This window comes from Chryseobacterium endophyticum (assembly GCF_056333165.1).
This window is the reverse complement of record NZ_JBWGXE010000003.1, coordinates 1-23,348: the sequence shown is the minus strand read 5'-3', so window position 1 is coordinate 23,348 and position 23,348 is coordinate 1. Positions and strand designations below refer to the sequence as shown.

The following is a 23,348-nucleotide window of genomic DNA, read 5'->3' as shown; positions in this document are numbered from 1 at the left end:
AACTTAAAAAGCCAAATAATTGTTAAATAAAAAACCACCGAAAAAATCAGTGGTTTTCATAACAAGATTGAAGAATATATTAATGAATAATATTATAAGTTGCCTGAGCGTCGGTTTCACCACCGGTATGAGTTCCGTAGATCACGCCGTTTCCGCTTACAGAAGAGGCTTCAGAAACCGTCACCGGTTCGTGATAAAGGGTAAGAACAAGCTGTGCGGGAGCGGAAGTATTTTTTATTGCTGTGTTGACCACCCACTTTGTTTTTATCCCGACATGGTTTCCATCTCCTCTTACAAATCCCGGATCGTCAGTACGCGTCAAAGTAATATCCGAATTCGGGAAATTATAAACCAGGAAATGTTCATTCACTGCTTCTTTAATTTCCTGGGTAGCATCCTCGTCACCGTTTTTGAAGATTACTTCCACATTATAAGTATGCCCATCCACCAGTTTAACATTCGGGTTGCTGGTACTGTTTACCTGATAATCGTACACCACAGAAGTTCCTGTTGAGGCATCGGTTACTTTCAACAAAACGTCCGATAATTCTTCCTGAGGAAGGTCATCTGCTTCGTCGTCGCTTCTGTTACAAGACGTTAAGCTTAAAGAAGCTGATAAAAATAATAGTCCTGCGATAAGTGTTGTATTTTTAAAAATATTTTTCATTTTTTTTGATTTAAGTAATTAAAACTGATATTTAAAAGTTAAAATAAAGTTTCTTCCCATGTCATTGGCAAAGAAACGAAGCCTGTTGAGATAATCTCTGTAGGCTTTATTGAATACATTTCGGGCTGAAAAATCAACGCCGAAATTTTTAGACAGCTTTACCCCTGCCTGAAGGTTCCAAAGCGAATATCCGTTTGGAGGTGTCGAAATATCCACTTCCTGGTTGTACGCATTACCGTTTGAATCGAATAGTCTGATCGGTACATTATAAATTGGAAATCTTGTCTGCTTCAGATACGTATTGTTACTTACATTTACATAAAAGTTGCCCCATTCTTTCTTGCTGAATTCCAATGAATTATTTAAATTTGGCGGCATCATCATGATTAAAGGTACATCATGCGTAAGATCCTGGCCATATACATAAGCCGCACTTCCCTTATAAGCCAGATTATCTGTGATCTTAAGCTGAACATCGAGATCTACCCCATACATTTTCGCATCGATCTGCTCATATTGGTACACGACAAAAGCACCGCCCCATTGGGTATTCTGATATCCTGAAGGAATCTCATTAATGAAATTTTTGGTATAAAAGAAATAAGGGTTTACCGAAACATTCAATCCCTTTAAGACATTCGCCTTTACATCGGCTACGAAATTAAACTGATTTCCCGTTTCATTTTTAATTCTCATGTCTCCCTTTTCAATAATGGCCGCCGAATGATGCAAGCCATCTGAAAACAGTTCAGCAACATTCGGTGATCTTGAGACTCTCGCGTAGTTGAATTTAAGGTCAAAATTCGGTGCGGGCCGGTATGTAATTCCTGCATTTGCCGAAATATTATTGTAGCTTAATGAAGGTTTGGTAAGAATCCTGTTCTTATTGATGCGTACAACAAACTGCGGATAATCCGAGGCATATAATTTATTCCAGTCACTGAGATCATACCATTTGGTTACTTCGTAATGATCAAAATCATATCTTCCGCCCGCTTCAAGATCGAGATCAGGTGTAAGTTTGTATTTCAAAACCGAATAAATTCCGGCGTAATACCGGTCATAGTTCGGTACAAGTCTCCTCGCCTCGGTCTCTGTGTTGGAGTAATTGTTCTGATATCCTGCATTAATTCCTGATTCCAGATTCCACTTTCCTCTTTCGATAAGATGGTCGATATTCAGGTCATTGGTGATCAGTTCAAGATCGAGAGCAGGTTTTTTACTCAGTTCCTCTCCGCGGCGGATGTCATATTCTTTTCGGTGGTTGTACTGAAAACTGTATGTAGCCGTGATTTTACCGAAATTTTTAAATCTCTGATAAGCGGAAACTTTAGCAATATGATGTTCAATATCCTGTCTCGGATTATCGATATCATAGCTGAAATCTCTCTGATAAATAGGCTCCGGAGAAGTAAGGGCCGTCAGAAGATCTTCAGAATTTCCGACGTGGGAGCTTCTGAGAATTCCTATGGAGCTTTTCGTAAGATAGTAATCAAAAGAAAAACCTTTGTTAAAAGTCATTTTCTGGACTCCGAAATTAAATCCCGAGCTCTGAAGTCCTGTATTCATCAACCCATAATCTGGCGCTTCAAGATCTCCGAGCTTTTTGAAGCTTCCATTGGTTTTGATGGCCCAGCCATCTTCCCAGGTTTTTGCAAGCCTTACATTAAGATCTGCGCCACGCCCGTTGGAAATCCCTGAGAGAGAAACCGCCCCCATGATCGTATCTTTTTTAGGTAATACCTGAGGCTGCAAAACCACAACGCCTCCTACGGCACCACTTCCGTATTTCAGCGCAGATGCTCCTTTTACCACATCAATATGTTCGAAATTATTGACGTCTACGTTGGGAGCATGCTCTACGCCCCATTCCTGTTCTGCCAGCTTTACACCGTCGTTCAGAATGGCTACACGGCTTCCATAAAGACCATGGATAATAGGTTTTGCAATATTATTCCCGGTTTTAAGGGTATTTACTCCTGAAATATTGGTAAGCAGGTTTCCCAGGTTTTCGGTTATATTCCTGGAAATCGTGGATTTATCGATGGTTTTAACCACCATGCTTCCGTTGTTTTTATGGCTCCCATGTACCGTTACCGTTTCAATATCCTGGATATGATGCTCAAGTGTGATTGCCAAATGCAAATCCTTTGTAACTCCTACATTTTCAGTATAATCATTACAATCCGGATGTTTAGCAATGAGTATATAGTTTCCCGCAGGAATTTTGCCAATGGAAAATTTACCGCTTTTATCAGTTTTTGCCGAGAAGTTTCCGATTTTTATCACGGCATTTTCCAGCATGGTTTTGTCATGAAAATCCTGAACAGTTCCTTCTACGGTATAAGTTTGCTGCGCGTTGGTCAATGCGAATCCACATAGGATAAGCATAACACTGTATATCAATTTCATTGTTAAATAGATTGATTGCGTACCCTTTCAGATACATTTTTTCGTAAAAAATTAATGGTTGGAATCGGATAAAGTGAAATGTATGTACCTATATACCGCCAGGAAAATTCATCCTGAACTTAAGACATTAAACTTTAAACCAATAAGAATCTATACGTTATGAAATTGCCGGCGGACCGCGGAGCTGAAACGTAAATTTGGTCTGAGACCAGATCTTTTCCTGAATGCTGATGATCTGCTGTACTTCATGGGTATAGCTTTCAAAAGAAAAACTGAATTCTTCAGGAATTAAGGTATGTCCCGTAGCCATAAAATGACAGGCCAGACAGTCGGCCGCCTTTTCTTTCGCTACGTTTTTGGTTACGGTATTTTCCGATTTTTTAAAGCTGAAATTTTTAAAAACTTCCTCTGAGCTGTGGCTGTGGAAGTTTTGGGAAAACAGCGCAAGAAAATAGATCCCAAACAGCAATTTGGAAATGAAATTTTTCAGATTTCTGCTTTCTTTAAAAATCATGCTTCAAAATTATAAAAATATTTTAAAAGATCGGGATTAAAGTTTTCTTAAAATATTTTAATTGATAAATAAAAGTGAAAGAATCTCCCACGGATGACACGGATTTTCACGAATCTTAGCGTGTCTTCGATTAAGATATTGCCGTTGATTTAGACTATGCAGTATAAATAATTTCTACAAATTCCAACTTCCACCGGGGTTACAAATTTGAAGGTTAACATACGCGTTACTTTTTATTAGATAGCTTCCGTATCCTATTTGTCATTCCCGCAGGGAATCTAAGCATAGTATTAGAGACAAGCTGGAAAGATTCGCGTTTAGATTCTTACAGAATGACAAATTTGACGTATTAATGCAATTGTTTATTTTCTATAGCAAAGTTTCTGCAACCCCATTTGTTGTTGACTACGTCGAATCCGGGATTTTCCGAAGGGAATCTAGGAATTAGTCCAGCTGAGTACCCAGATACTCCCACTCCTGAAGAGCGACTTCCAGCTCTTCTTTCGTCTTGCTGTATTTTTCCAAAGTTTCTTCGGAAGGGTTTTCTTTGGCGAAAGAAGCTTCAAACTCCTCTACTTTTGTTTCAAGCTCAGAAATTTTTTCTTCGACCTTCTTTATCTTATTCTGGATATTTTTCTGCTCTTTGCTGACGATCGTTGCCGGCTGACCGCTGTTGGCCGCAGGTTTTTCTTCCGTCTTTTTCACTTCCGCTTTCGGCACTTCATTGTGAAGCTTTGCCTTTTCAGCAGAGATCTCGCGGATTGATTCTTTCTGTCTGAATTCAAGATATTCGTTGATGTCTCCTAAGAATTCCTTCATTTTTCCGTCACGGAATTCATAAATTTTATCGCAAAGCCCCTGTAGGAATTCCCGGTCGTGCGAAATGACGATCAAAGTACCTTCAAACTTCTGCAAGGCCAGCTTGATGATTTCTTTGGACTGGATATCAAGGTGGTTTGTAGGTTCGTCCATAATCAGGGTGTTGAAAGGACGCAATAGTAATTTACAGAGTGCCAGACGGTTTCTTTCCCCTCCGGAAAGTACTTTTGTCTTTTTATTCACCGCTTCTCCCTGGAACAGGAAAGATCCTAAAAGGTCACGGACTCTCGGTCTCGTTTCTTCCGTCGCGGCATCTTCCGCTTCCTCCTGAACGGTTTTATTCGGGGTTAAAACTTCCTCCTGATTCTGGGCAAAGTAGCCGATGTTTACATTGTGGCCAAGATTCCAGTTTCCTGAATAATCTTTGATATCACCCGCTAAGATTTTTGCCAGGGTTGTTTTTCCCTGTCCGTTCTGGCCCAGCAAAGCAATCCGATCGCCTCGCTGAACGATGAAATCCACATCATCAAAGATCTGTTTTTCACCGTATGCTTTTCCTAATTTTTCCGCTTCAAAGATTACTTTCCCCGGAACGACAGACTGCACGAAACGGATGTTGAATTTAGACACGTCTTCGTTGTCCACTTCGATACGCTCGATTTTATCCAGCTTTTTAATCAACGACTGGGCGAAAGATGCTTTGGTGGCACTTGCCCGGAATTTGTTGATGTTGTCTTCCATCTGCTTGATCTCCGCGTCCTGGTTCTTTTTAGCCTGAATCAGTTTTTCGCGGCGGTCTTCGCGCATGATAAGGTATTTGGAATAATTGGCTTTATAATCATCTACTTTTCGGTTATTCACATCAAAAGTACGGTTGCAGACTGCAGTCATGAACTGCTTATCGTGACTTACCAGCACAATTGCTCCGGGATAATCTTTCAGGAAGTTTTCCAGCCAGATGATGGATTCCATATCCAGGTGGTTGGTAGGCTCATCGAGAAGCATCAGGTCGTTTTTCTGAAGCAGCAGCTTGGCCAGCTCGATCCTCATTCTCCAGCCGCCTGAAAACTCGTCGGTGATCTTCTGGAAATCATCAGCTTTGAAACCTAATCCGAAAAGAACTTTCTCGACATCACCTTCCAGATTATAGGCATCGTGATGCATCAGGAGATCATTAAGCTCCGTCATTTTATTGATAAGATCCGTGTAGGAATCGCTTTCATAATCGGTTCTTACCGTCATCTGATGGTTAACTTCCTCCAGTTCGTCTTTCCATGCATTAATCTGCTCAAAGGCCTGCATCGCTTCTGCCCATACGGTTCTTCCTTTTACAAAATCGAGATCCTGCTTCAGGAATCCGATGGTGATATTTCCCTCGGGAACCACATTTCCTTCATAAAACGTAATTTCTCCGGAAAGCATCTTCAGCAATGTGGATTTTCCCGCTCCGTTTTTACCAACCAAACCGATTTTATCATCTTTTTTGATGGTGAAATTTACGTTTTGAAACAGATAGTTTCCCGAATGATGTAATCCTAAACCTTGAACCGAAAGCATGTTGAATAATGATTAATGTGAATAATGAATTTTCGCGTGCAAAAATACGGAAAAAGAAATGAATAGCCGAAAATAAAAAGAATGGCTATTTTCGAATAGATTGCACCTGTTTTTAATATTGTCGTTTTTTAGCCTAAACATATCATTTAAACAAAAAAAGAGCTGCCTTACCAAGGCAGCTCCACACCTAAATTTAAAACTGAAAAAGTACTAGCATTTATAGTATAAATTTTCCTTAATCAATATCGTGCGATTCCAAAGGTCATTATTTGGAATATTTGTTCCGTATGCATAATCTACTATAGAATCTTCTATATGATGAATTTCCTGCTGCAGCTTCGACTGGTTGGCCATAAACTGATCGTCTGAATTTCCGGGAACATTCAATCCGTTGTTGATCAATTCCGTACTGCCGGCGCTGTTGGAATTTTTACTGATAGCAAGATGATACAAACCGAAGTTTCCTGAAATATGAATATAATCCTTCAGCTTATTATAGTCGTAGGCAGGTTTCATTTCCTGAGAAATATTTTTAATGTATTTTTCCAAGTCTTCCGAAAGCAGGGTCAAATAAGGATGTTTTTCAGGATCAATTGCGAAATGTGAATGCTCCGGATCTGTATTAAAAACAGGCTTTTCGGCATTTGATTCTTCCAGCATAAGTTTTCCGTAGACTTTCGAAAGTTCATTATAAACAAGTGTTCTGGAAATGTATGCCTGAGCGAAAACCTCTCCCTGGTCTATCTTATATCCATCAAGAAGGGCGCTCCATATTTCCTGACCAGTAATATCGGTCGCCGTTGTTCTGATTGTATTGATATAGCCATCCAACTCATCAGCAAGCAGAAAATTCGGGGACACGTACACCGACTGTGAGCCTTCGAGGTATCCGCCGCCAATATCCGCATGAGCACCGGGAACAAATATTTCTTTCCAGGTCGTGTGTCCTGTTTGAAATTCCGAATCTTCCATCAAACCTGAATCTTCAAAAAAACCGGTTAAAGGAAAGAAAAACCGACATTCATTCACCGCACAGATATGAAGGGCTTTTTCTACAGCCGGCGGCACCATTACATGATAGTCATTGAAAGGTGCAGATTCCACTGTATCAAATACGCCGAGAAATTTCACTTTAAAATTCCCCGGTAACGACGAATCCGGCTTCAACAGTTCGTGGCAAAAGCTTCTGGCCAGCATGGCTCCTCTGCTGAATCCGTAAATATAAAATTCATAATATTTTTCATGATCAGCCATTACATCCTGAACAAAAGAAAATGCTTTCTGAAGTTTGTCATCAGAAGAATATCCCTGAAAACCGGAAGGATTCTTGCAGGTAGCCATCGCAAAGTCACTGTCTTCCCTGGCAGTAAGCGTTCCGATTCCTTCAATATAAAGTTTTTCCTCACCATTAAACAGCGTAAACAATTTATAAATATTGGTCATATTTCCGTAATAGCTTTCATTGTTTTTCGGAGGTTTTCCGGGAGAAGTGGCATTCATCCCGTTGTTCCCGGTTCCGTCAAAAAAAATCCCGACGGATATTATGTTGCTTTTCATGTCACCTTGTGATTTTATCCTGCATATATTCTGATAATGAAGGATTTATTTTTATGAATTTTTCAAAGTAACGCTAAAAAAAACAGGAACAGTAGCGTAAAAAGTACCAAATAAAAAATTCCGTATTTCTACGGAATCATATTCTTTCTAAAGGATGGATATTATTAATGATCGCATAAATGACGATTCCAACGGTATTTTTAGCGCCAATTTTTTCCACGATCCGCTGGCGGTGGCTTTCTACCGTCCTGGGGCTGATGAAGAGTTTTTCGGCGATCTCATTATTGGTACATTCCTGGCAAATCAGTTTTACGACGTCTTTTTCCCGGTCGGACAGCTCGTCGTCCATTTCAAAAAGTGTTCTTTTCTTGGTGGGGCTGTTCATGTAGGAAAAGATCATCTGATGATCTTCGGGAGTAAAGAATATCCCGTTTTTATATACCATGGTGATGGCTTCTATGAAAGCATTCCGGTTTGAGTTTTTAGGCAGGAACGCTGCAACTCCCAATTTCACCATATAGCCAAGGATGGTCGTTTTGTAGTGAGAAGAAAGTATGATGATTTTAAGATCAGGATATTTTTCTTTGAGGATTTCCACCAGTTCAAAACCATTCATCGGCTGCATCTGGACATCAACCAGGGCAATATCCGGGAAGTTTTCCGGTGAAGTGCTTTCCAGAATTTCCAAAAAATCGGGTCCGTTGCCGGAAGTGAACTTTACGGAAATATTCTGCTCGGAAGACAACAGCATTTTCACCCCTTCAAGGATGAGCTGCTCATCATCAATTAACGCTATTTTGATCTGTGAATTCATTATGATACGGAATTTTAATGATTAACCGACTGCCTTTATCTAAAACGTTTTTCCATTTGTGTATGGCGTTCATGGATTTTATTCTGGATTCTATATTCTTAATCCCCATTCCTTTCTTCACTTCTTCATAGTCGAAGCTTTCTCCGTTATCCGAAATAACCACTGCCAGGCTCGGTTGGTTATCTTTAATATAAATCCAGACTCTTGATGCTTCCGAATGCTTGAGGACATTGGTGGTAAACTCCTGAATAATCCTGTACAGCTGCACTTCGATAAAAATATCCTTTTTCTGAAATTTCGGGCTTACACTCAAAGAGATATTTATTCTTCCGGACAGGTTGGCGATCAGTTCTTCAATATATAAGACCAAACCCACAGACTCTAGGTTCACCGGATACAATGAGTGTGAAATGCTTCTGGCCGAATCAATCAGGGAAGACATCTGTGTCGTGATATTTTTTCTGATCAGCTCATCCCCTTTCGTATCAAGATTATTCAGCCATAATGACAAAATATTCAGCCTGTTTCCGATATCATCGTGAATCATAACGGCAATTCTTTTTCTTTCAGACTCCTGGGCTTTTATGTTTTCGAGCACCAGATTTTTCTGATGGAGTACTTCAGCCTCGTGCTGTACGTTTTTCTCTTCAATTATTCTTTTGATAAAGCTTCTGTACGCAAGAAGGATAAAGGTCATGATAATTATCAGAACGACAATTAGCGTGATAAAAAAGCTGATATTGAGGGTTATTTCTTTAATTTTAAAAAGGTATAAATAAACGTTACATACAAAACACTGCTTAAGATATTATTAATGCTCCACAGCGTCACGGCTTCATCCTTCGCCAGTTCTGAAAACTGCCTTAGAAGAAAAAACAGAAATACTGAAAGCCCGTAATACAGGAAAATCATGCTGTCCGCGAGCATAAAGCGGTCATTCACCTTACTGCTTTTGATCTCCGTGAGCAATGCATATCCTGCAAAACAGATCACAACAATATTTGATATTGCTTTTTTCACATCATTTTCCAGCAGATGGAAGTCTGCAAGGAACAAAACGGCAAGCAACCCCACCGGAATATACCAGTAATTGGGCATCTTCAGCTTCCTGATAAATAAAATCCCCAGCAACAGGAATTCTCCGGCTACATAAAAAGGAAAAACAAAATTGACATCCTTTATTCCGAAAATATAAAAACAGAGTTTAACAACAGCTTCAATCAAAAAAAGAAAAATGATATAATAGACATACCATTTTTCTGTATTTTTTAAAAATTTGTACCGGATAAGTCCTATGACGGCACAAATGAAAAGTAAACTATTATTAAGATAAAGTATTACTTTGTACGTATCCACAATAGATTTAAATATTAATTAAACGGGCACATCGGCGGGCAAGGCTGAGACCAGTCGTAAGTATTTGAAATGGTAGAAGCACTGCCGTTCCCCTGCAACTCTTCGTAGAAAGAGATAAAGATAAGCGTCGGCAAAAGTCTCTGGTACACCGCTGAATTTTTAAGCCCGAAAGAACAGATAATACGCTTAAGATTGTCTTTCGTAGGATAAATATCTTCAGAAGGCACATAGAATTTTTTGAAAACGCGGCTTCCTTTGAATTCCGAGCACTCTCTGTAGAACCACATCATGGCCTCGTCTCTCCATTCTTCAATGGCAGCAACAGCGATATCCTGCGCAAGAATCGGCTTATTGGTTACCGGCAAATAGGTGTCTGAATTATCATCTATCCTCTGCAGATCTTTAGAAAGAATAGCGTTTTTGGTCACCGTATACTGCTCAGTTTCTACAAGTCTCAGGTCTCCGTCCAACGGTTTAAGCGGACTGTAAGGAAATTGATCGACTACCAGTCTCTGCCCTTTATCGTCAAGCGGACAAAGTACAGCGACAAGCTGTCCCTGGAAAACACCTATTTCAGTACAAAAATCTTTATACCTGTTGTACTTTTTCATCCACATGATCTGCTCCGCTTCAAAAGTGAACACGTAGTTGGAAGGAATCAGTTTTGTAATTGCAGTATAATCCGAACAACGCGCAGCCCATTCTGTTGTGGCATCATTAAACTGTTCTTTGCTGAGTGCATTCATAATTTCATGGTTTTTTTAAAGTGCCATAAAATTAAAGAAACTAAATTATCTGTGCAAGTATATCACATGTAAATGAAAATCATTTAATAATTCCTAACCGTAATATGAAAACAGCTCTGTTGCTTTTCTTTAATGTAATAAATCCGTCCCGCGTCGTAATAATATTTCAAAACCTTCTCTAAAGCCTTCTCTAACCCCGAATTATATCTTAAAACCCCATCGAAGCGTACATAAGAAATATCGAAAGAATTGCCGTAATTGTGGGAGCTGATCCCAAGAGAAGCGTTACTGTTAACTTTTCTTAATCTGCACTGGTCTTCCAGTGTTCTTGTGATAGACGACACCGTAAAGGTTTTGCCTTTCGTTTCTTTGCTGAAGCGTGCACCTATTCTTTCCAGCATGAACTTGCCTTTGGAAACCATCCAGGCCCTGCTGTAGTCGAGTTTCTGCACCCGATATCCTTTCCCGGATTTATTGACTTTATGAAATTTTCCGTTGTTGATATATTTCAGAACCGTTTTAGAATCTTTCAGAAGTTTAACCCCAAAACTTTTGGAAGCATCCAGATGAGGCTTGTACAACAGCGTCGGCTCTACTCTCAATACTTCGGTAAGATCGTAACATGGTAAAGTTTTTTTGGCTACCTGAGCAGAATATGTCCCCTGAATAACGGAAACAAACGCCACGCATAAAAACTTTTTCATTAAAGATGTTTTAATTATTCAACTAAAAATAATGAAAATATTTTACACGAATGAACTGCAAGAACAATTTATCTTAGATTTTTAAATAAAAATATGGTTCAAAACCATCAGATTAATTAACAGAATATCATTTCTGTTTTTTAATTTCGAAAGGATTCTTAAAGATGAGCTCTTCATGTTTTCCTTTGATTTCCATTTTACGCTGCAATAAACTGAGCGCCATTTTCCGGATAAAAAGATCTTTGTCGTTCAGTTTCCAGTAAGGATCTTCATGAACTTTCCGGGGTTTTCTGATCACATAAAATTCGGTATCCCAGGAATCAACATTATGGTAAAACTCAATGATCCCGCAATGTTCGGGAATGAGGTCGTGATCGACCATTCCCATCGGAAGCAGAAAACTGAACGCGTTGCACATATAGTCGCCACAGGATATTTTGTCGTGCTTCAGGAATTTTTCGCCGGTACTGGCATTGGTATAGGATTTTTTAAAATCATTTTTAAAGTCACTTTTGGAAAGCTTTATTTCAATCTCGTGGCTGAAGCCTTCAGAGTCCACAACCAGTATATCCGCTTCCCAATCTGCCTGAAAATGGTTGGTGAGTACAATTTCCTTCTCAAAATCACATTGAGAATATATGAAGGCATGCACCAATTCTTCTATTTTTAAAACGTTTTTCATTTCACAGGACTGCGCCTATTCTTATTTAAGTACTCCCTTCGGGATTTCGATTTTTTTTGTTTTAAATTCACTTCCAGACTTTCCCATCCTTAGACACGATCAACTCACCAGAAGACTACATCCGCGAATATCTGAATGATCAATCCTTCCCAATACCTGAAATTTACGGTCCAGAGTTTTCCCCAAATCCTGGGTCGCGATGAATGAGCAGGAATGGATGTTTGCCAGATCGATAATGTTGATCGCCCCTGTTCTGCCTTCTTTCTCATAATTAAAAGGATCTTCCGCATTTCTGATCATGATCTTCATCCAGTTGGGGCATTTATATTCATTGTTTCCAAGGGAATACGCCTGGGAAAGAAGCTCGGTCATGGAATATTCTGAGTAGATCTTTTCTGTTTTAAAGCCATTCTGCAGGAGCTGCAGGAGTTCATCTTTGGTCATTTCTTCCTTTCGTCCTTTCATGCCACCGGTTTCAATCACCGTTAAAGAGTCGGAGAATGTGAGCGTTCTGGAATTCGAGCTGCAATAATCCAGGAAATCGAGTAAGGCGAATGAAACTCCGAAAAGAATGACTTTCTTATGTTCCAATTGGTTTAAAAGGGTAAACAGATCTTCATGATTGTAAAGAAAATACCCGTTTTCGGGCTTTGCCGATTTCTTCATTAAAAAATCAACCATATAGATCAGGGAAGAATGCTGCCGCTCAAGATAACTTGGCAGTAAGCCGAGGAAAATAAAATCTTCCGGTTTCCCGATAAACTGTTCAAAGCTTTTATAAATACTTTCTTTGTAGATTTCTTCATCTGCAATATAATGTTTAGACAAATTCATCTGCGTGGTGCCTGAGCTTTGAAAAAAAAGACCGGCTGAGACATTTTTATCGAGAATCTCATGATTTTTAAACATTTCGATGGGAAGAAAAGGAATTTTATCCAGACTATCCACATCATTCGGATCAATAGTAAGATAATCCACGAAACGCCGGTATACGTCAACATGATCGTATTGATAACGGAAAGTTTTCAGCGCTGCATCCAGGAAATCCCGGTCGGTTTGTATGTCGAATATTGTTTTCACTTGTAAAAAATGATTTTCTTACTGCCTCATTATAAATCTATTAACAAAACAAATAAGGTTTTTAATATTTTTTTAATTAAAAAATTAAATTTTGGTCAGGTTATTGCAACTACAAAACCGGAATATGGATTAAAAACAAGAGTGAACTTCGGTTCATTCGGAGAATTACCTCTTATGGGGTAATTTTTTTTGTGCTGTCGCCGAACGTTTTCAGTTGAAATTCATGTTCAAAAACCCCGTAGGTAAAATAAGAAATCCAGTCTCCGAGATTGATGTATTTTGCTTTTCCCTCCAGTTCCATGACCATGGGAAGATGCCGGTGGCCATAGATAAAATAATCGATTTTCTGTGTTTTAAGCTTTTCTTTGGAATAGATGATCAGAAATTCTTTATCCTCACCGAGGAACTCTTTGTCCTCATCACCGGAAATCATTTTATTCTTCTGGGACATATACAACGCGATCTTCATGGCGATATCCGGGTGCAGCCATTTAAAAAACCACTGTGCGACAGGATTGGTAAAAACTTTCTTCATTCTTTTATATCCTTTGTCACCTGGCCCCAGGCCATCTCCATGAGCCAGCAGAAACTGTTTTCCGCCCATTTCAAAATACTGCTTAGTGTAGAAAACCGTACATCCGATCTCTTCTTCCAGGTAATCTTTCATCCAGAGATCATGGTTTCCCACGAAAAAATAGATGTGAATCCCGCGGTCTTTCAACTCAGCAATTTTCCCTAAAACACGAACATATCCTTTTGGGATCACATGCTTCCATTCGTGCCAGAAGTCAAACAGGTCACCCATTAAAAACAGAACCTGTGCATCATGCTTGATCTCATCCATCCAGCGGATAAACCGCTCTTCGCGTACCTTACTTTCTCTTGGATTCGGCGCGCCAAAATGCTGATCGGAAGCAAAATATACTTTTTTCCCCGGCTCTAAATTGATGGTTGTTTTTAACACTTCTGAAATGTTTATTGAAATAAATTACTGATTATCTTCTGCAAACCATTCTCCGTAAGAGTTTTCCGTCTCATGAAGCTTAAGATAAGCTAAAGAAATCCCGTCGGGAAGTTTAGACTTTATTTTGGCAGCAATCGCATAGAGCATATTTTCGCAGGTCGGCTGGAAGGTACAGTAAATCACCTTATGCCCTTTCTCTTCCAGATCTTCTCCCAGCTCTTTATGAGGAGACAACCCGTTGATCAGCACTGCGTGATCCCAGACGTCTACAATCTCTGACTTTACGATACTTTTTATATCTCCAAAATCAACCACCATCCCGTTTTTAGGGTGCTCCAGATCATTTACAGGTTTCCCTTTTACCGTTACAAACAGCTTGTAGGAATGCCCGTGCATATTTTTACATTTCCCATCATAATTATACAGAACATGCGCCGTCTCGAATGTAAAAATTTTTGTAATACGTATCATAGGACAAAGATAAGGAATTTGATTTGAGTTTTGGTTTGGCCATATTATAAATGCCCGTTGACTAACTTCCAATTCCATCACATACGAAACAAGCCCCGGATCACGTTGGTAAAAGAAATCAATAATCAAATGTTCGGAGTCCCGAAATTCTTCTTATCGATCCTGCTGTTTTTAAGTTTATCGCTAAATGCCCAGAGGTATTTCCAGGCCCACCCGCTTTTGGAAAAGAAGATCGGGCAACATTTTCCGATTGAAAACTATAAAAACGATCAAGGGGAAAACTTCAGTGCTGACGAGCTTGAGGGCAAAGTCTCGCTGATTAACTTTTGGTCGGTCACCTGCGCGCCCTGCATCGAAGAGCTTCCTTATCTGAACAAGCTGAGGAAAACCCTGGGTACGAAAGCAAATTTCATTGCCATCACCCACGACCCGAAAGAGAAAGTCGACCGTTTCTTAACGGCTCATGAATTCAATTTTATCCATATCACAGATTCTCTGAAAGAACTGCAGTCTTATTTTTCGACAATCAGAAATCCCACTACTTTTATTGTTGATAAAAAAGGAAATGTGCAGGAAATTACCGGGATTATCGACGAATCGAAAATGGACCTGCTTGCCACTCTCCTTGAGCAATAATTACAAAACATCCAGCCAGTTGCTTTCCAGCCTGATGATTCTTTCCGTTTCTTTATGGATGAAAACCCAGAGTGTCAACGAATCGACTACCAGCCGGTCATTGCAGTAAAATTCCACTTTCCTGGGCTGCCGGATTCCTTCGGGTGCTTTAGGATATGTTTTTACCGTAAGAATATCGCCAAGATAGACCTGTTTTTTGTATTGAATATGATGATCGAGAAGCATCCATATATCTTCAGGATGGTCTGTTTCATGTTTCACAAAATCCCAGTGCTCTGCGGCAATTTCCTCTACCCATTTCACATACTGCACATTATTGACGTGATTATTCCTGTCGATATGTTCTTCCGTGACCTGTATTTGTTTTTCATAAATCAAACTCATCTTCTTCAATATTTAATCAAAAATAAGGCTTAAAAATTAAATTTAAACCCTCTGTAAACCATTCCGGTCTGCAATATTAACATCAAATAACGGATCGGATTCAACATTTGCTTGCCGGAACTTAGTATATTAGCAAAAAAATTCCGCACAAATGATTTTAGATATTTTATTTCCGAACCGCTGCCTGGGCTGCAATCGTATTATTGACGACGATCTTCTGGTCTGTGAGCTTTGTTTCGAGCAGATCGATTTTACACACTTCACCTTTTTTGACGATCATTTTATTACCGAAAAGTGCAAACTGCTTTTTCCGGTCGAGCACACTTTTGCTCTGATGCAGTTCAAAAAAGAAAACCTAAGCAGGAAAATCATCCACCAACTGAAATACAGAAACAGGGAACGGGTGGGAAAAACCTTAGCCGAATGGACAAATGAACGCCTGGATTTTAAGGATAAGACCCCTGATTTACTGGTGTCGGTACCTCTTCACCCGAAAAAACAAAGGGAAAGAGGCTACAACCAGCTGCACGCCTTCACAGAGAAACTTTCCGAATTCTATGGAATTCCGTTTGATCACGATCTCATTAAAAGAAATCATTATTCGAAAGCCCAGGCCCTGAAAAGCAAACAACACCGCCTTGAAACGGAACATATATTTTCAATCACCAGGAAAGTCTCCGGAAAACATATTTTGATCATTGACGATGTTTTTACAACGGGAAATACTTTAGCCGCCATGGCCTGGGAAATCCTGGGCGCCGGCGACAATAAAGTAAGTATTCTCGTCATGGCGATTGATATTTAGCATCAAAACCAATCGCTACGAAAGATTATGGTTAAATTAATTCAGATTTAAAATTACCGCTGAAGTTTTTCGCCATAGCTTAAATCTCCGGCATCGCCTAATCCCGGAGTGATGTAACCTTTTGAGGTAAGCTGCTCGTCGATGGCTCCCACCCAGATCTTCGCCTCCGGATACTCTTTTTCAATGGTTTCCACGCCCTGCTTTGAGGCAATGGCGGCAACAATATGCAGCTGGCTTGGTTTGCCGTTGGTCAACAGGTCTTTAATCGCTTCAATCAGAGAGGCTCCGGTGGCCAGCATCGGGTCTCCGACGATCAGAGGCCTTCCTTCAATGTCCGGGCATGTAAGATAGTCTTGTTTGATAGAGAAATAATCGTTGGCATCATGCTTTCTGTACGCTGCCACAAAACCGCAGTCTGCTTTGTCGAAGTAATTTAAAATACCCTGAAAAAGAGGAACTCCAGCTCTCAGGATGGTTGTAATGACAGGCTGAACAGCAATTTCCTTTACTTTAATCTTATCGAGAGGGGTCTGAATTTCGATTTCTTTCTGCTCTAAACTTTTACTGATCTCAAAGGCTGCAATTTCACCGATCCTTTCCATATTCCTGCGGAACCTCAACCTGTCATGCTGAATGTCGACATTTCTGAGTTCATTGATCCATGAATTCACCAGAGAAAACTGTTCTGATAATACAACTGTATTCATTGTTGTGAAACTTTTATCTAAAATATAAAATTAATCTAAGAATAAAATCCCTTTTAGAAAGATCTAAAAGGGACTGTATATTATTTTTGTCTGAAATAAACTTCGATAGGAACTCCGGTAAACCCGAATTCTTTTCTCAGCTGGTTTTCAGTAAATCTTTTGTATGGCTCTTTTACATACTGTGGCAGGTTGCAGAAGAACACAAACTGTGGCGATGGCGTCGGAAGCTGTACACAGTATTTGATTTTGATGTATTTTCCTTTGTTGGCCGGCGGCGGCGTACCTTCGAAAATCGGAAGCATTACCTCGTTCAGTTTTGAAGTCTTGATTTTCTTCTTACGGTCTTCGTACACTATCATGGCGGTTTCCACCACTTTTAAGATTCTCTGCTTCGTGAGTGCAGACACAAAAAGGATTGGAATATCGCTGAACTGTCCGATTTTATCCCTGATGGATTTTTCAAAATCACGGGTAGTATTGGTCTGCTTGTTTTCGACCAGGTCCCATTTGTTTACCACGATAACGATTCCTTTTCTGTTTTTCTGTGCCAGTCCGAAAATATTCATGTCCTGGGATTCCCAGCCTAAGGTCGCATCCACCATGATGATTACCACATCAGAATATTCGATGGAACGGATAGAACGCATTACCGAATAGAATTCAAGGTCTTCGGAAACTTTTGATTTCCTTCTCATTCCGGCAGTATCTACCAGTACGAATTCATGTCCGAATTTATTGTACAGGGTCTGAATACTGTCCCGCGTGGTTCCTGCCACATCGGTTACAATATTCCTGTCCGTATCCAGCAAAGCATTGGTCAGCGTAGATTTCCCTACGTTCGGACGGCCGGCGATGGTGATTTTCGGCAATCCTTCAAAAGGGTCTTTGTATTCCGTGGTCGGAAAATCTTTTACGATGTCATCCAGCAGATCACCCGTCCCTGAACCCGTTGCAGACGATAAAGTATAATATTTTTCGATTCCCAACTGGTAAAATTCGGTAGCGGCCAGTTCCTCTTTAGACGAATCTACCTTGTTGATGACAATGTACACTGGCTTATTGGATCTTCTGAGCATTTCATGGATTTCATAATCCGTATCGGTAAGTCCTTCTTCCACATTCATCATGAAAATGATCGACGTGGCTTCATCTACGGCCAGCTGAACCTGCTTGGAAATTTCTCCCTGAAACACATCATCATTATTCACATCATACCCTCCGGTATCGATAACGGTGAAGTCTACTCCATTCCAGTCGGATTTCCCGTAGTGACGGTCACGGGTTACCCCAGCCGTAGAGTCTACGATGGCTTCTCTCCTTTCCAATAAACGATTAAATAACGTGGATTTTCCTACGTTGGGGCGCCCAACGATTGCGACAATATTCGACATAAAAAATGTTTAATAATCCTTTGCCGAAGCTCGGGACAAGTTATTAATGGGTTTCTCCAACTTTTGGAGCCCAATTTTTTTGCAAAGATACTGTTTTTATTTAATTGTAGTTTACGACAGGCCAATATCAAGGTGAATCCCAGCGCCGGAATCCCGGGAATAAGCCTTTTACCTACTCTCATTTCAGGAAAAAATAATTCTTTGACTATCAGTAAATAAAGGCTCATATTGTTTCGGGGATGTATAAATCTTAATATTTCATTTTTATTTTTAAAATAATTTATATAATTTCGCGACATAGAAATACAGACCCATGGTGTAGCGGTAACACTACTGATTTTGGTTCAGTCATCTGGGGTTCGAATCCCTGTGGGTCTACATTTGAGGAGAAATGATCATTTTGATTGTTTCTCTTTTTTTTTAACCTTACTAAATCTTGTCGCCAAAAAGGCGTTATTTTATCTATTCAAAATCATCTCTTTAATTCTGCTTTTACTTTCTCTAACTTATTTTTAACATCTTCAGGAAACCAATCTAAAACAGGATCTTGTTTAAATTGTTCATACGCTTCATCCGGATTTAAAAGCTTTTCCGGAAGGTTGAGTCTTTTTAATTCTGCTGTAAATTCAGATTCTTTTTCAAAGAATATTATTTTTTTTGATTGAATTATCATAATAAACCACCTTGCAGGAATTCTTACTTCATGAGAATTTAATTGGTATTGATTATCTTGAAATCCATATATTGTATTATTGTATAGATTGATGAATGTAATAGGGCTTATATCTTCAGAACATTTTTTCTAAGTAGTCTCATTAGTCTAACAAATTCCTAAATTATAATTACTTGTAAGAATCATTGAACTTGTCATTGGTTTTAAAAACCCTTATACTATCCGTTGGTACAGGATGATTATCTAATAACACCTCAAAAGAACCGTTGTCAGAAGCTATTTTAAATTCCAGCCTGACTTGGTTACCTGTTTTTTTAAAAACGTCATTGACCTTTTCCCAATTAAAGTATGCATATCCCGTATACTGTTGATCTTTGCCTGTTTCCCAAGTAAAATTCAGTTCTTTGGGGATGGCTCTTTTTTCATAAGAGACTTCACCAATCCATGGGCGATAAAATAATTCTTCCTCTCCGTTGAAGTAATCTATCCACATTCTAAATAACCTCAACCCTCTGTTTTCCGATGTAAAAACAGCAGCGTAATTATACCTTTCCCTGTAATTGTCCCATTCTTTTGGAGAAGCATCGGGGATAGCCAATTCTTTTTTGGCTTCTTCAAATCTCTCTTGGCTAATGCGATAGGTTTTAAGATATTTTTCTTTTATTCCTGTAATTTCTTGCTTATTAGTTATTACTTCTGCTTGATAACGCCCTAATTCGATCTGCACTCCTGCTCCGAAACGCAGCCACACCACCACCATACCTTTGGGGGCGAAGCCAAACACCAAGTCGCTAAAGCTATTGTAAGGACGTATGGGATATGCAAAATTTTTAAAAATTTCATTTCGCTGGTATGTCAGTCTCTATATCAAAACATCTGGTCTCATTCATGTACTTTGTTCTACTTATCATACTCTTTGGTGCAAAAATTATTTATTTTTAAGACTGGACTTTACTTCGTTCAATTGTTTTTTAATATTTCGCGGGAACCACTCTAAAACAGGGTCTTGCTTGAATTCTTCATACACTTCGTCGGGATTTAAAAACTTTTCTGGAAGGTTGTGTCTTTTTAATGCTGCCTTAAATTCAGTTTCTTTTTCGAAATATGATATTTTTTTTGCTTGGGTATCTATGATAAACCACCTTGCTGGAATTCTTACTTCATTAGAATTTAATTGATATTGATTATCTTGAAATCCATATATTTTATTATTGTAGAGATTGATGGACGCAACAGGGCTTATATCATTTATTTCATCTGGCATTTCAGATGAATTTAGAATCCACTCACTATTTCCCTGGAGATTTATAAGCTTAAAAGGTTTAAGCACAGGTAACACCTCATAATCATATCCGCTATCTTCCCAGTAAAACCTATCAATATTTGATTTTTTATATAAATCTACCGTATCCAAATTATTTTTAATTTTTTTAATTTTATTACAGCTAAATAAGGTAGTTAATAACCCTATAATTATTACTTTAAAATATTTCATATATTCCTATTCTAAATTTTCGAAAAAGGACGTATTTCTATTCCACTGATCAGCTTTTTCCAACTCATTATTTAATGAGTTTTGCTGCTGCTTTATATTATCCATTGTACTTCTGAAGTATTTATCTCCGTTTGCCATCCAATCAACTTTTTCTTTGGTATATTCATTATGCCAGTCCGCTTTTATCCGCATCAAATCATTTCCTCCTGCCGCATCATGATATAGAAATCCTAAAATAATGTTGACTACATTATATTCCCAGTCTCTTCCAACGGAAGGACGCAAATCAAACTTATCGTTAAATGTATGCTCAAACTTTACATTTCCATCTTTTTTTATATTAGCCGTAGTATATAAGCCTACACTGCGAACTAGCCAAGACAAATCATTGGCTGCAACTTTCCATGTATCTCTATATTTTGAATTCAAAGGATTTACAAATTGTTTCCACATAGCTCCCTTTGCTCTTTTGCCACCAAATTGAATAGATTTCACTGGTAACTCAATTTTAAAACTTTCTTTCAAATATCTAGAATCATTAAAAATAGTTTTAGAAACTATTTTTTCCCTATCCTTCAGTGCGGGATCTTCATTCAAACTTTTCTTCAGTTTACTTTTATCATCAATAATTACTTCTCCTCTTTGTAACATAGAGTAAACACCCGCCTCGAAAATATTGTCTATTTTACCATCTTCAAATCCTATAACTTTTGCCAGTTCAGTACGAGCGCCATGTCCCCAGCCTGAGCCGTCATATTCTTTATCTCCTTACCACCACGCCTTTATATCAGCCAGCCAACCACTTTCTTCTGCCATCTCGCCTTTGGCTTTATCAATCCATTCCTTGACTTTAGCATTATTGGCAATAGACGTACTTACCATAAGCTCTTTTCCTTTACTTTCCGTATATGCTTTATCTTGCTTCATCCTTTCAGGAATTCCAATATTCTGTGAAGAATATTCTACTCTGTAAAAAATATCATGGCCTGCTTCTCTTATCCTATCCCAAATAGTCTGATCCTGATATTTGTCCCAGTCAGAAAGGGTTCCTTGGTTGAACATTAATCCAACCGGAGCGAAATGTGCCTGCAATTCCAATTCGTGCACAGCAGCAAAAGCCATTAAAGCATCAAGCTTTTTTCTATATAATTCACTTTGCAAATACAGGTTTGCTTTTTCTCCTTCCGCTTTCTTTATGGACTTATTAATCATGATCTCAAACCAATACGGCAGAAACTTAATATCCGGAATCTGATATTTTGCTTTTTCATATTTTAGTTGTGGATTATTTTTCACCAAATCCCTGTAATTTTTATAACTATGATAGGTTTGCCAATATTTTTTAATGGTATTTTTAAAGGTTAATGCTTTAGGATTAATACTTCCATCTTCATTAAAATGTTTATCTAAAAGCCTCCTAGGAAAGATATAGCCATCTTTTTCTCTAACGAAATTTGGAATATTGTTTTCAGCGGCAAAATACCAGCTTGCAATTTGCAAAGCATCAGTTTCACTACAGGCATTTTTTACATAGGGAATATCCCCCATCCTGGTCACAAAAAGAGCTCTGTCATTTGGGAAAGTAAATTGTACAGCTCTTTTAATGAGTCCTCCCCAGCCTGAACCCAAAAAGTCATTCATCCTTTCGTATATGCCCTCTTTTTGTTTTAGCTTTTCTTTACTAAAGATATCCGAAACCCACTCCAACAGCCATTCATTGATAAAATCTTCAAAATAATATTTTTCAAAAACTTCGTAATCATTTTCATATAGCCCCTGTGGTTGATGTGTTCCCAAAAACAAGAGGTTCATCAGAATTTCCTGCCAACCCATTTCATATAATATATAACACCTATCGCAACGCCTGCTGCTACAGCTGCCCCTTGGCTATGTCCAACCACCGTTATTGGCTGATAGGAAGGAGAATAGGCTAAAATGCTTGCATCTTCTTCTTTTTTTTGTTCTACTTCAGAATATTTCTTTATTTTCCAATTACTTTTAGCCCAAGCATAACCTTGTGCAATACCATGATCAACCCTATGGGCACCAGAAGATTGTAATCCATGCGAACCATTTATAAAGTGGGAGTTATTCTTTGCATGAAAATATTCTTCAAAAACTTTTGATAATCTTTTTCTAGAAACATTATCATATCCATTCCAGTATCCTTCAAACTGCTCTTTGGTTGCAAAAAACCAGCGTCCATATTCTGATTTAGCATACATTTCGTCACTAAACAACCATTCTCCTCCCTTCCTGTCGATTAAGTTCAACTCTTTATTGCTGACAATATCATCTCCTTTCGTCAACATTTTTTCACTCATATCTGCTCCTCTGAATGGATTTTGAGATAAATCATCAGGAACTTTATCCATAATAACATTTAGATAGGACTGAGGATTTTTTGTAGGACTGCTTAAATATCCATTACAAAAAATAATGTGCCCATTAATACCTACATCCAATGGCAGGAAGTCTAATTTTCTTTCTCTGACCTCTCCGAAATTAATGCTTGTTCCCATCTGATACAATTTTCTTGTTACTGCCGAGCGTTAGATTTTTCTTAGTAGCATGAATAAATATCTCATCCGCAATCTTCTCCAATTTCCCTCCAACAATAAGATGATATTCGTTTTGCACTCTTATCGAAATATTCTTAGCATTCTTTTTTATCGCTATATCGTTTAAGTTTAAAAAAGTTTAGATTTTTCTGCGCTGTTGAACTCTACCATTTTACCACTCTGAATCGTCATATTCTCTTTTTCGCTAAACATGGAAACTTCTCCCGCCACTTCATTCGAGATCAGGGATTGCCGTTTAAAAGCAGAAAGATTTATTTTATTACTTATAGCTCTCTTTGTAACCCCCAGACCATTGATAAATACGGATACTATCCGTTTTCAAAGCCTTTCCG

Annotated in this window: 26 protein-coding genes and 1 tRNA gene; 4 read left to right on the top strand and 23 right to left on the bottom strand. The window is 38.7% G+C overall.

Annotation, left to right across the window (positions count from 1 at the left end):
* Positions 1 to 79 precede the first annotated feature (79 nt).
* The 12 genes from AC0N32_RS08185 to AC0N32_RS08130 form a co-directional block, all read right to left on the bottom strand.
* A complete protein-coding gene (locus tag AC0N32_RS08185) occupies positions 80 to 667 on the bottom strand; it encodes a hypothetical protein (RefSeq protein WP_476393372.1) in 588 nt (195 codons plus the stop codon).
* An 18-nt stretch (positions 668 to 685) separates the two neighbouring features.
* Positions 686 to 3,058 (bottom strand): TonB-dependent receptor, encoded by a 2,373-nt coding sequence (locus tag AC0N32_RS08180; RefSeq protein ID WP_476393371.1) that lies wholly within the window; start codon positions 3,056 to 3,058, stop codon positions 686 to 688.
* A gap of 178 nt (positions 3,059 to 3,236) precedes the next feature.
* Positions 3,237 to 3,593, bottom strand: coding sequence for a hypothetical protein (locus AC0N32_RS08175; protein WP_476393370.1), 357 nt, complete (start codon positions 3,591 to 3,593; stop codon positions 3,237 to 3,239).
* A 444-nt stretch (positions 3,594 to 4,037) separates the two neighbouring features.
* Positions 4,038 to 5,969 (bottom strand): ABC-F family ATP-binding cassette domain-containing protein, encoded by a 1,932-nt coding sequence (locus AC0N32_RS08170; protein WP_476393369.1) that lies wholly within the window; start codon positions 5,967 to 5,969, stop codon positions 4,038 to 4,040.
* A gap of 210 nt (positions 5,970 to 6,179) precedes the next feature.
* Positions 6,180 to 7,526, bottom strand: a complete 1,347-nt coding sequence (locus tag AC0N32_RS08165) for a T6SS phospholipase effector Tle1-like catalytic domain-containing protein (protein WP_476393368.1) — start codon at positions 7,524 to 7,526, stop codon at positions 6,180 to 6,182.
* A gap of 136 nt (positions 7,527 to 7,662) precedes the next feature.
* A complete protein-coding gene (locus tag AC0N32_RS08160; RefSeq protein WP_476393367.1) occupies positions 7,663 to 8,340 on the bottom strand; it encodes a response regulator transcription factor in 678 nt (225 codons plus the stop codon).
* Complete coding sequence (locus tag AC0N32_RS08155) at positions 8,309 to 9,037, bottom strand: sensor histidine kinase (protein ID WP_476393366.1); 729 nt, start codon at positions 9,035 to 9,037, stop codon at positions 8,309 to 8,311. The genes AC0N32_RS08160 and AC0N32_RS08155 overlap by 32 nt, the downstream gene beginning before the upstream one ends.
* A 50-nt stretch (positions 9,038 to 9,087) precedes the next feature.
* On the bottom strand, positions 9,088 to 9,564 hold the full coding sequence (locus tag AC0N32_RS08150; protein ID WP_476393365.1) for a hypothetical protein: 477 nt from the start codon (positions 9,562 to 9,564) through the stop codon (positions 9,088 to 9,090).
* Positions 9,565 to 9,710: 146 nt separating this feature from the next.
* Positions 9,711 to 10,442, bottom strand: coding sequence for a hypothetical protein (locus AC0N32_RS08145; RefSeq protein WP_476393364.1), 732 nt, complete (start codon positions 10,440 to 10,442; stop codon positions 9,711 to 9,713).
* An 83-nt stretch (positions 10,443 to 10,525) separates the two neighbouring features.
* Positions 10,526 to 11,146: a DUF5715 family protein gene (locus AC0N32_RS08140; RefSeq protein WP_476393363.1), complete on the bottom strand. Its 621-nt coding sequence runs from the start codon at positions 11,144 to 11,146 to the stop codon at positions 10,526 to 10,528.
* Positions 11,147 to 11,273: 127 nt separating this feature from the next.
* A complete protein-coding gene (locus tag AC0N32_RS08135) occupies positions 11,274 to 11,828 on the bottom strand; it encodes a hypothetical protein (RefSeq protein ID WP_476393362.1) in 555 nt (184 codons plus the stop codon).
* 99 nt (positions 11,829 to 11,927) lie between these two features.
* Complete coding sequence (locus AC0N32_RS08130; RefSeq protein ID WP_476393361.1) at positions 11,928 to 12,908, bottom strand: long-chain-fatty-acid--protein ligase; 981 nt, start codon at positions 12,906 to 12,908, stop codon at positions 11,928 to 11,930.
* A gap of 9 nt (positions 12,909 to 12,917) precedes the next feature.
* Here AC0N32_RS08130 and AC0N32_RS08125 point away from each other — a divergent pair, with 9 nt between their 5' ends.
* Complete coding sequence (locus AC0N32_RS08125) at positions 12,918 to 13,091, top strand: hypothetical protein (protein WP_476393360.1); 174 nt, start codon at positions 12,918 to 12,920, stop codon at positions 13,089 to 13,091.
* Here the strand turns inward: AC0N32_RS08125 and AC0N32_RS08120 are convergent.
* Together AC0N32_RS08120 and AC0N32_RS08115 are read right to left on the bottom strand one after the other, a co-directional pair.
* Positions 13,081 to 13,872, bottom strand: coding sequence for a UDP-2,3-diacylglucosamine diphosphatase (locus AC0N32_RS08120; RefSeq protein ID WP_476393359.1), 792 nt, complete (start codon positions 13,870 to 13,872; stop codon positions 13,081 to 13,083). The two genes, AC0N32_RS08125 and AC0N32_RS08120, sit on opposite strands and share 11 nt — an antisense overlap.
* Positions 13,873 to 13,896: 24 nt before the next feature.
* Positions 13,897 to 14,343, bottom strand: a complete 447-nt coding sequence (locus AC0N32_RS08115) for a 6-pyruvoyl trahydropterin synthase family protein (RefSeq protein WP_476393358.1) — start codon at positions 14,341 to 14,343, stop codon at positions 13,897 to 13,899.
* A gap of 129 nt (positions 14,344 to 14,472) precedes the next feature.
* Here AC0N32_RS08115 and AC0N32_RS08110 point away from each other — a divergent pair, with 129 nt between their 5' ends.
* Positions 14,473 to 14,979: a TlpA family protein disulfide reductase gene (locus AC0N32_RS08110; RefSeq protein WP_476393357.1), complete on the top strand. Its 507-nt coding sequence runs from the start codon at positions 14,473 to 14,475 to the stop codon at positions 14,977 to 14,979.
* On the opposite strand, the gene AC0N32_RS08105 is transcribed toward AC0N32_RS08110, so the two are convergent.
* Positions 14,980 to 15,363, bottom strand: a complete 384-nt coding sequence (locus AC0N32_RS08105; RefSeq protein WP_476393356.1) for an acyl-CoA thioesterase — start codon at positions 15,361 to 15,363, stop codon at positions 14,980 to 14,982. It abuts the gene before it with no gap.
* A gap of 151 nt (positions 15,364 to 15,514) precedes the next feature.
* Between AC0N32_RS08105 and AC0N32_RS08100 the strand changes: the two genes are divergently transcribed.
* Complete coding sequence (locus AC0N32_RS08100) at positions 15,515 to 16,168, top strand: ComF family protein (RefSeq protein WP_476393355.1); 654 nt, start codon at positions 15,515 to 15,517, stop codon at positions 16,166 to 16,168.
* Positions 16,169 to 16,221: 53 nt separating this feature from the next.
* Here AC0N32_RS08100 and upp read toward each other — a convergent pair whose 3' ends face one another.
* Positions 16,222 to 16,875 carry a uracil phosphoribosyltransferase gene (gene upp / locus AC0N32_RS08095; RefSeq protein WP_476393354.1) on the bottom strand — a complete coding sequence of 218 codons (654 nt, stop codon included), beginning with the start codon at positions 16,873 to 16,875 and terminating at the stop codon, positions 16,222 to 16,224.
* Positions 16,876 to 16,955: 80 nt separating this feature from the next.
* Complete coding sequence (gene der, locus AC0N32_RS08090; protein WP_476393353.1) at positions 16,956 to 18,266, bottom strand: ribosome biogenesis GTPase Der; 1,311 nt, start codon at positions 18,264 to 18,266, stop codon at positions 16,956 to 16,958.
* Positions 18,267 to 18,573: 307 nt separating this feature from the next.
* Between der and AC0N32_RS08085 the strand changes: the two genes are divergently transcribed.
* A tRNA-Gln gene (locus tag AC0N32_RS08085) sits at positions 18,574 to 18,644 on the top strand.
* A 94-nt stretch (positions 18,645 to 18,738) separates the two neighbouring features.
* On the opposite strand, the gene AC0N32_RS08080 is transcribed toward AC0N32_RS08085, so the two are convergent.
* From AC0N32_RS08080 to AC0N32_RS08055, 6 genes are all read right to left on the bottom strand, one after another.
* Positions 18,739 to 18,939, bottom strand: coding sequence for a hypothetical protein (locus tag AC0N32_RS08080; RefSeq protein ID WP_476393352.1), 201 nt, complete (start codon positions 18,937 to 18,939; stop codon positions 18,739 to 18,741).
* 169 nt (positions 18,940 to 19,108) lie between these two features.
* On the bottom strand, positions 19,109 to 19,753 hold the full coding sequence (locus tag AC0N32_RS08075; RefSeq protein ID WP_476393784.1) for a DUF2931 family protein: 645 nt from the start codon (positions 19,751 to 19,753) through the stop codon (positions 19,109 to 19,111).
* Between the two features lie 114 nt (positions 19,754 to 19,867).
* Positions 19,868 to 20,434, bottom strand: coding sequence for a hypothetical protein (locus AC0N32_RS08070; protein WP_476393351.1), 567 nt, complete (start codon positions 20,432 to 20,434; stop codon positions 19,868 to 19,870).
* A gap of 6 nt (positions 20,435 to 20,440) precedes the next feature.
* The gene (locus AC0N32_RS08065; RefSeq protein WP_476393350.1) at positions 20,441 to 21,085 is read right to left on the bottom strand and encodes a hypothetical protein; all 645 of its coding nucleotides are present in this window, start codon (positions 21,083 to 21,085) and stop codon (positions 20,441 to 20,443) included.
* A 117-nt stretch (positions 21,086 to 21,202) separates the two neighbouring features.
* Positions 21,203 to 22,246 (bottom strand): hypothetical protein, encoded by a 1,044-nt coding sequence (locus AC0N32_RS08060; RefSeq protein ID WP_476393349.1) that lies wholly within the window; start codon positions 22,244 to 22,246, stop codon positions 21,203 to 21,205.
* Positions 22,246 to 22,956, bottom strand: coding sequence for a hypothetical protein (locus AC0N32_RS08055; protein ID WP_476393348.1), 711 nt, complete (start codon positions 22,954 to 22,956; stop codon positions 22,246 to 22,248). Before AC0N32_RS08055 ends, AC0N32_RS08060 begins: the two co-directional genes overlap by 1 nt.
* Between the last annotated feature and the right edge of the window lie 392 nt (positions 22,957 to 23,348).

Bases quoted from the DNA above. Each gene is read 5' to 3' on its own strand.
- AC0N32_RS08165 (WP_476393368.1), bottom strand. From the start codon at position 7,526: ATGAAAAGCAACATAATATCCGTCGGGATTTTTTTTGACGGAACCGGG.
- AC0N32_RS08105 (WP_476393356.1), bottom strand. From the start codon at position 15,363: ATGAGTTTGATTTATGAAAAACAAATACAGGTCACGGAAGAACATATC.
- AC0N32_RS08185 (WP_476393372.1), bottom strand. From the start codon at position 667: ATGAAAAATATTTTTAAAAATACAACACTTATCGCAGGACTATTATTT.
- AC0N32_RS08125 (WP_476393360.1), top strand. From the start codon at position 12,918: ATGATTTTCTTACTGCCTCATTATAAATCTATTAACAAAACAAATAAG.
- AC0N32_RS08110 (WP_476393357.1), top strand. From the start codon at position 14,473: ATGTTCGGAGTCCCGAAATTCTTCTTATCGATCCTGCTGTTTTTAAGT.
- AC0N32_RS08180 (WP_476393371.1), bottom strand. From the start codon at position 3,058: ATGCTTATCCTATGTGGATTCGCATTGACCAACGCGCAGCAAACTTAT.
- AC0N32_RS08140 (WP_476393363.1), bottom strand. From the start codon at position 11,146: ATGAAAAAGTTTTTATGCGTGGCGTTTGTTTCCGTTATTCAGGGGACA.
- AC0N32_RS08080 (WP_476393352.1), bottom strand. From the start codon at position 18,939: ATGATAATTCAATCAAAAAAAATAATATTCTTTGAAAAAGAATCTGAA.
- AC0N32_RS08055 (WP_476393348.1), bottom strand. From the start codon at position 22,956: ATGGGAACAAGCATTAATTTCGGAGAGGTCAGAGAAAGAAAATTAGAC.
- AC0N32_RS08135 (WP_476393362.1), bottom strand. From the start codon at position 11,828: ATGAAAAACGTTTTAAAAATAGAAGAATTGGTGCATGCCTTCATATAT.
- AC0N32_RS08175 (WP_476393370.1), bottom strand. From the start codon at position 3,593: ATGATTTTTAAAGAAAGCAGAAATCTGAAAAATTTCATTTCCAAATTG.
- AC0N32_RS08145 (WP_476393364.1), bottom strand. From the start codon at position 10,442: ATGAATGCACTCAGCAAAGAACAGTTTAATGATGCCACAACAGAATGG.
- AC0N32_RS08160 (WP_476393367.1), bottom strand. From the start codon at position 8,340: ATGAATTCACAGATCAAAATAGCGTTAATTGATGATGAGCAGCTCATC.
- AC0N32_RS08155 (WP_476393366.1), bottom strand. From the start codon at position 9,037: ATGACCTTTATCCTTCTTGCGTACAGAAGCTTTATCAAAAGAATAATT.
- der (WP_476393353.1), bottom strand. From the start codon at position 18,266: ATGTCGAATATTGTCGCAATCGTTGGGCGCCCCAACGTAGGAAAATCC.
- AC0N32_RS08100 (WP_476393355.1), top strand. From the start codon at position 15,515: ATGATTTTAGATATTTTATTTCCGAACCGCTGCCTGGGCTGCAATCGT.
- AC0N32_RS08170 (WP_476393369.1), bottom strand. From the start codon at position 5,969: ATGCTTTCGGTTCAAGGTTTAGGATTACATCATTCGGGAAACTATCTG.
- AC0N32_RS08070 (WP_476393351.1), bottom strand. From the start codon at position 20,434: ATGAAATATTTTAAAGTAATAATTATAGGGTTATTAACTACCTTATTT.
- upp (WP_476393354.1), bottom strand. From the start codon at position 16,875: ATGAATACAGTTGTATTATCAGAACAGTTTTCTCTGGTGAATTCATGG.
- AC0N32_RS08065 (WP_476393350.1), bottom strand. From the start codon at position 21,085: ATGTTACAAAGAGGAGAAGTAATTATTGATGATAAAAGTAAACTGAAG.
- AC0N32_RS08060 (WP_476393349.1), bottom strand. From the start codon at position 22,246: ATGAACCTCTTGTTTTTGGGAACACATCAACCACAGGGGCTATATGAA.
- AC0N32_RS08115 (WP_476393358.1), bottom strand. From the start codon at position 14,343: ATGATACGTATTACAAAAATTTTTACATTCGAGACGGCGCATGTTCTG.